This is a genomic window from Asanoa ferruginea, from assembly GCF_003387075.1.
Lineage (GTDB): Bacteria > Actinomycetota > Actinomycetes > Mycobacteriales > Micromonosporaceae > Asanoa > Asanoa ferruginea.
On the sequence record NZ_QUMQ01000001.1, the window covers coordinates 5,585,600 to 5,595,645 of the forward strand.

5 protein-coding genes are annotated in these 10,046 nt (G+C 72.1%); 3 read left to right on the forward strand and 2 right to left on the reverse strand.

From position 1 onward, the window contains the following. Window positions 1–144: 144 nt before the first annotated feature. The 3 genes from DFJ67_RS26195 (at window position 145) to DFJ67_RS26205 (ending at window position 8,614) form a co-directional block, all read left to right on the forward strand. A complete protein-coding gene (locus DFJ67_RS26195; protein ID WP_116070451.1) occupies window positions 145–945 on the forward strand; it encodes an alpha/beta hydrolase in 801 nt (266 codons plus the stop codon). After that, window positions 942–1,733 (forward strand): MBL fold metallo-hydrolase, encoded by a 792-nt coding sequence (locus DFJ67_RS26200; protein WP_116070452.1) that lies wholly within the window; start codon window positions 942–944, stop codon window positions 1,731–1,733. Before DFJ67_RS26195 ends, DFJ67_RS26200 begins: the two co-directional genes overlap by 4 nt. An 86-nt stretch (window positions 1,734–1,819) precedes the next feature. Then, window positions 1,820–8,614, forward strand: a complete 6,795-nt coding sequence (locus tag DFJ67_RS26205; protein ID WP_116070453.1) for a neuraminidase-like domain-containing protein — start codon at window positions 1,820–1,822, stop codon at window positions 8,612–8,614. Window positions 8,615–8,651: 37 nt separating this feature from the next. Here DFJ67_RS26205 and DFJ67_RS26210 read toward each other — a convergent pair whose 3' ends face one another. Both DFJ67_RS26210 and DFJ67_RS42875 read right to left on the reverse strand, forming a co-directional pair. Beyond that, the gene (locus tag DFJ67_RS26210; RefSeq protein WP_116070454.1) at window positions 8,652–8,876 is read right to left on the reverse strand and encodes a hypothetical protein; all 225 of its coding nucleotides are present in this window, start codon (window positions 8,874–8,876) and stop codon (window positions 8,652–8,654) included. 597 nt (window positions 8,877–9,473) lie between these two features. Next, complete coding sequence (locus DFJ67_RS42875; protein WP_170215985.1) at window positions 9,474–9,647, reverse strand: hypothetical protein; 174 nt, start codon at window positions 9,645–9,647, stop codon at window positions 9,474–9,476. Window positions 9,648–10,046 lie beyond the last annotated feature (399 nt).

Below are 10,046 nucleotides of genomic sequence, written 5' to 3' on the forward strand. Positions count from 1 at the left end.
CGTAGCGCAGCGACGTCAACCGGGGTAGATGCGGCAACGGCCGAATGATCGAGGGTGCGCGGGCGCTCGCGATGGGAGGATGACGATGTCCAGGTTCAGCCTGACTTTCCCTCGCCCCGACTCGACACCCGGAGAGCCCTGAGCATGAGCGAAAAGCCAGACACGATCGTCCTGATCCACGGTTTCTGGGTCACCCCACGAAGCTGGGAACACTGGAAGACGCACTACGAGGCGAAAGGCTTCACCGTCCTCACCCCGGGCTATCCCGGCTTCGAGGTCGAGGTCGAAGCGCTCAACGCCGACCCGTCCCCGATCGAGGCGCTGACCGCCCCGAAGGTCATCGAGCACCTGTCCTCGGTGGTCGGTGCGCTGCCCAAGCCGCCGATCCTGATGGGACACTCCGCCGGCGGCGCCTTCACCCAGGTGCTGCTCGACCGCGGCTACGGCACGTCTGCCGTCGTCCTCAACTCGGCACCGACCGAGGGCGTCAAGGTCATCCCGTTCTCACAGCTTCGCTCGACGTTCCCGGTGCTGAAGAACCCGGCCAACCGGCACCGCGCGGTCCCGTTCGACTACGAGCAGTTCCACTACGCCTTCACCAACAACTTCCCCGAAGACGAGTCGCGGGCGCTCTACGAGCGCTATGCGATCCCCGCCTCCGGCGGCATCCTCTGGGACAGCGTGTTGGCCAACCTGCTGCCCGGGCCGCAGGACATCGCCGTCAACTACCACAACGACAAGCGGGCGCCGCTGCTGTTCATCTCCGGCTCCGAAGACCACATCATGCCGCCGAGCGTGCAGCGCTCCAACGCCGCGCACTACAAGGGCGACACGGTGACCGAGGTCAAGCTCTACGACGGCTACGCGCACCTGCTGCCGGCCCAGGAGGGCTGGCAGGACATCGCCGACTACGCCCTCGACTGGGCGCTCGAGCACGCCCGGTGACCGAGGTCAAACTGACGCACGTCGGCGGCCCGACCACCCTGGTCGAGGTCGCCGGCTGGCGGCTGCTCACCGACCCGACCTTCGACCCGCCCGGCCGGCGCTACGGGTTCGGCCTGGGCACCTCCTCGCGCAAGCTGACCGGCCCGGCGCTGGCCCTGGCCGACCTCGGCCCGATCGACGCGGTGCTGCTGACCCACGACCACCACGCCGACAACCTCGACGACGCCGGCCGTGAGCTGCTGTCCACGGTGGACGACATCGTCACCACGGAGTCCGGTGCCACCCGGCTCGGCGGCCGCGCCCGCGGGTTGCGCGCCTGGCAGAGCCTCACCCTGACCCGGCCCGGCCAGCCCGCCATCGAGATCACCGCGACGCCCTGCCGGCACGGCCCGCCGCTGAGCGGCCCGCTCGTCGGCGACGTCGTCGGCTTCGCCCTGCGCTGGCCCGGGCAACAGCACGGCGCCCTCTGGTTCACCGGAGACACCGTCCTCTACCGCGGCGTCCGCGAGGTGGCCGGCCGGATCCCGGTGGGCACCGCCGTCCTCCACCTCGGTGGAGTCCGCTTCCCGATCACCGGCCCGCTGCGTTACTCGATGACCGCTCGCCAGGCGGTCCGGCTCTGCGAGTTGGTCCGCCCGCACACCACGATCCCGGTGCACTACGAGGGCTGGAGCCATTTCCAGGAGCCGCGGGCGGCGATCGAACGCGCGTTCGCCGCGGCACCCGACCCGGTCCGCGACAGCGTCCACTGGCTCACCATAGGGGCCGCCACGGAGATCATCGTCTGATCGCCGGGTCAGATCTCGGACCCGTCGCTTCCGCCGCACGCCCCACCCCGACACGGTCATCTCGGCAGTGTCGGGAAGGGGAGCGTATGCGACCGCATGGCAGGGATCTTCGGGCCGGTCTCGCCGGTGAAGACGTCGCCGCACTGCACGCCGAGCTCGACCGCCTCGGCTACGTGATCCCGGAGGCCGAGCAGAGCCAGCGGCTCTTCGGCGTGGCTACGGCGCGGGCCGTCGCGGCGTTTCAGGGCGCACACGGCCTGATCGACACCGCGATCGTCGACAGCAACACGGCGACCCTGATCGACGCCGCGCTGACCGACCTGCCGACCACGCTGATGGGCGCGGTATCCGGATCGGACGGCCCCGCCGAGCCCGAGCCCCCGCCCGCCGAGCCTGGGGTGCCAACGCGGCCGGTGACGGCCGCCGTGCGTCCCATCCCGGTGCAGCCCGGCCCACAAAACCGGCCTGACCCGGAAAACCGGCCTGACCCGGAGAACGAGTCCGACCTGCCCAGCGAGCCCGAACAGGCCGAGGTTGTCCTTCCGGACCCGCGGGCCGCCGCCGACGAGCCGCCGCGCCGGTTGGCCGGCCGCCTGGTCACCGATCGCGGTCTGCCCGCACCCGGCATCCCGCTGCGCTTCTACGTCCCCGGCTTCGGCGGCACCGTCACCCTGTTCGCCCAGATCGCGACCGACAAGACGGGCCGCTACCAGCTCGACCGGGAACTCCCCGCAAGGGTCCAGCGGCTCGACGTGCGTGCGGTGATCAACGAGCGTGAGGTCCAACTCGCCGCACCGGTCCAGAAGGTCGACCCGGCCGCGCCGGTCGACCTGGTCATACCCCAGAAGGTGCTGCCCGAGCCGAGGAGCGAGTTCCAGCGCCTCTCCACCGGCCTGCGCGGACACCTCGGCGAGAGTGCCCTGGCCGACGCGCAGGAAGACGACGACCGCCGCGACCTGGCCCTGCTGCGCGAGGCCACCGGCTGGGACGCCCGCCTGGTCGCGGTCGCCGCCACCGCCGACAAGCTGGCCCGCAGCGTCGACATCGACCCGCAGGTCGGCTATGGCCTGCTGCGCGTCGGCCTGCCCACCGACCCCGTCCAGCTCGCCCGGATCAGCCCCTCCGGCATCGACCACGCGCTGCGCAAGGCGGTCGACGCCGGCATCGTGGCGCTCGACGACGGCCAGATCGAGGCGGCCAAGGAGCGCCTCGACCGCTACGGCACCATCACCCGGCGCAAGCTGGCGATCAGCGGCACCGCGTCCAGCTACGGCTCGATGCTGAAGGCCACCGGTCTGCCCGCCGAGCAGCAGGACCGGTTCGACGCGCTGTTCTCCGCGCACACCGGCGACGCCGCCACGCTCTGGAAGCAGGCCCGCGACCAGGGCCTGCCCGCCGACCAGCTCAAGCTGACCGCCCAGCTCGCCGCGCTGACCCTCAACAGCGCCCGGGTGACCGAGAGCCTGCGTGCCGAGGCCGGCTCCACCGACGCACTGCCGGCAACGCTGGTCGCGGGCCAGCTCTACCAGCCGGCCGCCTGGCGCACCCGGCTCGTCGAACTGGCCGGCGGCAACGACCGCGTCCTCGCCCAACTCATCCCGCCCGCCTACGCGGCGGACGCCGTCGCCGACCGGCTCGACGCGTACGCCGCCGATCTGGCCTTCAAGGTCCGCCGCAGTTACCCCACCGAGGTGCTCGGCGACCGGGTCCGCACCGGCGAGCTGCCGTTGGCCGGCTCGCCGGTGCTGGCCCGCGACGTCGCCACCGTCCTGGACCGGGCGGCCCGCGCCGGCTACGTGCCCGGCCAGCGGCCGCTGCACCGGTTCCTGCGGGAGAGCCGCGAAGAGCTGTTCGGCGCGATGCCGGCGGAGCGGGCCGACGCGGCGGCCGGTGCGCTCGCGACGCTCAACCGGCAATACCAGATCACCGCCAGCGACGAGGCCATCGCCGTGCTCCAGCGGCACGACCTTGGCTCGGCGTTCCAGGTCAGCGCCATGCCGCAGCGGGCGTTCCTGGCCCGCTACGGCGCGGAGTTCCCGAGCCCGGCCGAGGCGGAGCTGACCTGGCGTCGCGCCCAGCAGGTCAGCTCGGTCACGCTCAGCGTGGTCAGCTCGGCCAAGCAGCTTCGACAGGCCCGGCTGCTGCCCGCGCTGGCGCAGCCCGCCGACGTGGTCGCGCAGGCCCAGGAAGACCTGGTCAAGCAGTTCCCGACGCTCGAGTCGCTGTTCGGCTCGCTGGACTACTGCGAGTGCGAGCACTGCGGTTCGGTACTCAGCCCGGCCGCCTACCTGGTCGACCTGCTCAAGTTCCTCGACGACGCCGGCAACCCCTACACGGCCCTGACCGACCGCCGCCCCGACCTGCCGCACCTGCCGCTGACCTGCGAGAACACCAACACCGTGCTGCCCTCGATCGACGTGGTCAACGAGATCCTCGAGTTCTACCTGGCCCACGACGAGCTCAACCCGGCCGCGGCGTACGACACCGCCGACGCGGTCAGCGCGGACCTGGTCGCCGAGCCGCGCAACGTGCTGCCCGAGGCCTACGACCTGCTCCGCGCGGCCCGCTACCCACTCACCGCGCCGTTCGACCTGTGGGTGGCCACGATGCGGGCGTTCACCGCGCACTTCGAGGTGCCGTTCGCCGACCTGCTCGAGGCGCTGCGCCCGTCCGAAGAGCTGCGTCCGGCCACCGGCTACGGGCTGGCCGCCGTCGCATACGAGCAACTCGGCTTCAGCGCCGTCGAGGTGGCCCTGCTGACCGAGACCGACCCGCTGGACACCTGGCCCGGCCGCTACGGCTACCCGCCGGAGTCCGAGCCGCCGGTGTGGGGCGAGCTGGCCGGTGCCCGGGTGCTCGCCCGCCGGCTCGGCGTCAGCTACCGCGAGCTGCTCGACCTGCTGCTCACCCGGTTCGTCAACCCGGAGCTGACCGACCCGACCGGCGACCCGCTGGTGCTCGCCGACCCGGAAGGCGCCGACCCGTGCTCCTGGGAGGACACGACCCTGGTCCACCTGGCCGGCGGCGTCGCCCGGCCGATCGACTTCCTGCTGCTCAACACGTTTGTGCGGATCTGGCGCCGGCTCGGCTGGACGATCGCCGACACCGACCAGGCGCTGGTCACGTTCCTACCCACCAACGGCGCCGGGATCGCCGCGGCGACCGGCAGTGCGCTGCTCGGCGTGGCCCGGCTCCAGCGGCTGGCCGCCCTGCTCGGCGCGTCCAGCTCCGCCCGCCGCGACCTGATGGGCCTGTGGGCGCCGATGTCCGACCAGCGCTACGCCGCGCTGTTCCTGACCGGCACCGAGCAGACCCGCGACCCGGTCTTCGACGGCGCACCGGGCAGTTATCTGACCAGCGGCGCGCTGCTCGCCGACCATCGCGAGGCCGTGCAGGCGGCGCTCGGGCTGACCGACGGCGAGGTGACCAGCATCCTGGCCGCCGCGGCCCTCGACCCGGCCACCGTTCCGCTGACCGTGGCCACGGTGTCCATGCTCGACCGGCACGCCCTGCTCGCCCGCCACCTGCGGATCACGGTCGCCGACCTGCTGGCCGTCATCGACCTGTCCGGGCTGGACCCGTTCACCCCGCTGCCCGCCGGGCCGGTCACCGACGCCGCCGACGACCACCCCTACCAGCAGACGATCCGGTTCGTCGAGACCGTACGGATGATCGCCGCGAGCGGGCTGCCGGTGGCCGACCTCGACTTCCTGGTGCGGCACCGGTTCGACCCGGTGGGCCCACACCGCGCCGCCGTCGAGCCGCCGCTGATGCTGGTCCGCGCGCTCACCGCCGAACTGGCCCGGATCCGGGCGACCTTCGCCGTGCCGGCCGACCCGCTGCTGTTCACCGACGAGGCACTGACCGCGGCGCTGGCCTCGGTCGTCGACCCGACGGTGGTCGCCGCGTTCCTCGACGCGTGGACCGGCGTCGCGCCGCTCCCGCCGGAGATCTTCGACGAGCACCTGCGCCGCCACGTGATTCCCGGCGTCGGGGAGGTCGGCTTCCTGACCGCCGCCGACCTGCCGGTGCTGTTCGGCGTCGACCCGGCCGACCAGGCGGCCGACGCCGCCCGGCGGGCCCGGCTGGCCGACGCGCTGCTGCCCTACGTGCGACAACTACTCGCCGCCCAGGCTGTCGTCGACGCCGTCACCACCGACCTCGGCGCCGCGGCGCCCGAGCCGACCCTGCTGGCCGCGCTGCTGGGCAACCCGGACCTGCTCGACGACCCGGACGCCGCGGGCGTCCCGCTGCTCGACGGCTACCTGGCCACCGGCGTCAACGGGCTGACCGCGACCGATGGCGAACTGACCGGCTTCGTGGAGGTGCCGGCGTCCGGCGGCTACCAGTTCGGGGTCCGCTGCGCGACCGCCGGCACCGAGGTGCTGCTGACCTTCGACCACCTGGCCGAACCGCTGCTGTCCGCGACGTCCACCGCCGCCGGGCAGAGCCTGACCGCCGAACTCGAGTTGCAGGCCGGGATCCCCTACGGCTTCACCCTCAGCTACCCGGCCGGCGCCGAGGTCGAGTTGGGGGTGCGCGGCCTGCGCTCGCCCCGGATTCCGGTCGCCGACCTGGTCACCTACCCGCGGGCCGAGGTCGACCGGCTACACCGCCTGCACCTGCTGTTGACCAAGGCGCTGCGGGTGGTCGACGCGCTCACGCTGGCCGAGCCGGAGGTGCGGCACCTGCTGACCCACCCGGGCGACTTCGGCGGCGTCGACCTGGGCGCGCTGCCGACCGTCGAGGCGGCCGAGGCGCCGGCGGTCGTCCGCGCCCGCTTCCGGCAACTGCTGCGGCTGGTCGGCTACGCCCGGCTGCGCGACGACATCGCCGCCGACCCCGCCGACCTGGTCGCGCTGCTGGTCGCCGCGCGCCGCACCGCGACCGGCGACCCGGGCGAGGAGGAGGCGCTGCTCACCGACGTCACCACCCGCCTGGCCACCATCACCCGCCGGGACCCGACGACCGTGCGGGCGGCCGCCGACCTGCTCGGCGCCGGCGCCACCACCACCGGCGGCCGGGTGGTCGCCGCCGCGTTCACCGACGAGCGGGGCCTGGACCGGATCTGGCGGGTGCTCTCGCTGGCCAACCGGATCGGCGTCGACCCCGCCGCGCTGGGCCGCTGGGCCACACCGACCCCGGACCGGGTCGCCGCCCAGGACGTACGCGACACCGTCAAGGCGAAATACCAGGTCGAGCAGTGGCGGCAGGTCGCACGGTCCATCTTCGACCCGCTGCGGCAGCGCCGCCGTGACGCGCTGGTCGCGCAGGTGCTCCAGGTCACCGGCTACGAGCGGATGGAACAGCTCTTCGAGCACTTCCTGATCGACCCCGGCACCGAACCGGTGGTGCAGACCTCCCGGCTGCGGGCCGCGCTGTCCTCGGTCCAGCTTTTCGTGCAGCGCTGCCTGCTCAACCTGGAGGAGGGCGTGGCACCGTCGGCGATCAACGCCGAGCACTGGGAGTGGATGAAGCGCTACCGGGTCTGGGAGGCCAACCGCAAGATCTTCCTCTGGCCGGAAAACTGGCTGGAGCCCGAGTTCCGCGACGATAAGACCCACCTCTACGCCGCCCTGGAGAGCGCGCTGCTGGAAGGCGATCTGGACCAGGCCACCGTGGAGGCCGCGTTCTTCGGCTATCTGCGCGGCCTCGACGAGATCGCCCGGCTCGACATCCGCGCCATCTATCTGGAACGCAAGCCCGACCCCGACGCCAACGTGCTGCACGTGGTCGGCCGGACCAACGGCTCGCCGGCCAGCTACTACTACCGCACCTGGTCGCACCGGGCCTGGACCCCGTGGCAGCCGATCACCGCGTCGATCGACGGCGACCACCTGGCGATGGTCATGTGGCAGGGCCGCGTACACCTGTTCTGGGTGCTGTTCCTCCCGCAGGCCGAGGCGGAGCAGCAGACCAGCGGCACCACCGCGGCCAACCTGACCCTGGCCACGGTTTCCGGCCTCAAGCCGCTCAAGAAGGTCGAGGTGCAGCTCTACTGGAGCTGCTTCACCCCCGCCGCGGCCGGTGCCGGAGTGTGGAGCGACCCGGTGCTGGCCACCGCCGAAGAGCCCTACGTGCGCACCGTCAACGCCGACTTCGCCGCGGCCAACGTGTATATCTGGGCCGACGTGCTCTCCGACGGCGCGGTCTCGGTCAGCCTGCTCGGCCAAGGCGCCGAGCAGTCGTTCCGGGTGGTCAGCCGGCACGTCCCGGCCGAGCACAGCTCCGCATACCGGACCCCGCTGGAACCGCCCTACCTCACCAGCGGCGACCACCCGCTGACCCGCGCCGGTCAGGGCCGCTGGCGCGGTCAGGGACCGGCGTTCCGGGTGCACGTCTCCGGCTACACCATCACCGACCAGGGCGTGGCGCCCTGCGACATCACCCAAGACGTGCTCAGCGCCGTCTCCGGCCGCTACGAGCTGGTGATCGTGCCGCCGCCCGCGCTGCTGTCCAAGTCGACCGGCCCCGGCAAGGGCAAGGGCGCGCAGGAAGCCCGGCCCGAAGACCCGTTCTTCTTCATCGACACCAGCCACACGTTCTTCGTCGAACCCGACTGGACCGAGTTCTCGATCAGCGACGGCGACCAGGCGGTCGTCGCGCAGAACCCGGTGTGGCACGAGTTCGACGAGCCCGGCTTCTGGGCCGCGCAGCCGGTCGCACCGGCGTTCCCGCAACCTCCCGACGGGCCGGTCGTCGTCGGCCCGGTGCTCGGCGGCACCCCGATCGTCAACCCGCCCGACGTGCTGACCGGCGAGCAGGCGGTCGTGGTGTTCGACGGCCGGCTCATCGGCGTCGACGGCCTGCTCGAAGACCCGGGCCGGTTGTTCCGCAGCGGACCGCACGGGGCGATCAGTCGCCTGGACCCGAGGAGCTGACCATGGAAGTGCAGGTCGCCACCACGCTGACCGCGTCCTACCACGCGTCCTGGCTCGCGGACCGGGGGGCCACCATCGTGGCGCCGACGCCGGCACCCACGCCGGCGCCGAGCCTGAAGAAGATCCGGCTGCTCAAATACCGGTTCCACAACCACGCCCACCCCTGGGTCACCGAGCTGCTCGACCGCTTGATCAACGAGTCGGTGCGCGGCCTGCAGGACGCCGACACCGCCGTCCCGGAGCTGCGCGAGGAGATCTTCACCGCCGCCCGCTACGCGCCCAGCGGGCTGCTGGTGGTCAACGACGAGGTGCACGCCAACCCGGTCGACGACCTCGACTTCTCGCCCGGCGGCGCCTATTCCGGCTACAACTGGGAGCTCTTCTACCACGTGCCGCTCACCGTGGCGGTGCACCTGACCCGGACCGCGCGCTACCAGGACGCCCAGCGCTGGCTGCACTTCATCTTCGACCCCACCGACGACAGCGACGAGCCCACACCGGAGCGCTACTGGAAGGTCAAGCCGTTCCGCGAAGGCGACCCGACGCTGATCGAGAAGGTGCTGACCAACCTGTCGACCGGGGCCGACCCGAAGCTGTGGGAGGAGACGGTCGACGCGATCGGCCAGTGGAAGGACACTCCGTTCCGGCCGCACGCGGTGGCTCGCTACCGGCCCACCGCGTTCATGTTCAAGGCCGTCATGTCCTATCTGGACAATCTGATCGCCTGGGGTGACGATCTGTTCCGGCAGGACTCCGTGGAAAGCATCAACGAGGCCACCCAGCTCTACGTGCTGGCCGCCAACCTGCTGGGCCCACGCCCACAGGAGGTGCCCCGCAAGGGCACCGTCACACCGCAGACCTACGCGTCGCTGCGTGGCAGCCTCGACGAGTTCGGCAACGCCCTCACCGAGATCGAGGTCGACCTGCCGTTCGACACGATGCCGCGGGTGCCGGCCGCCGCCGACGGCGCACCGGTCGGCGCCCTGCACAGCGTCGCCACCTCGTTGTATTTCTGCGTGCCGCGCAACGACAAGCTGCTGGCCTACTGGGACACGGTGGCCGACCGGCTCTTCAAGATCCGCAACAGCCTCGACATCCACGGCACGTTCCGCCGGCTGCCACTGTTCGACCCACCCATCGACCCGGCGCTGCTGGCCAAGGCCGCCGCGGCCGGCCTCGACGTCGGAGCGATCGTCTCCGGGCTCGCGCAGCCGCTGCCGCTGATCCGCTTCACCCTGCTGGTCTCCCGGGCCGCCGACGTATGCCAACAGGTCCAGGCCCTCGGCGCCCAACTGCTGGGCGCGATGGAGAAGCAGGACGCCGAGACCTTCGCGATCCTGCGCGCCCGCCACGAGACCGGCATGCTCCAGCTCGGCGAGTCGATCCGCTACGGCCAATGGCAGGAGGCGGTCAAGGCCAAGGAAGGGCTGAT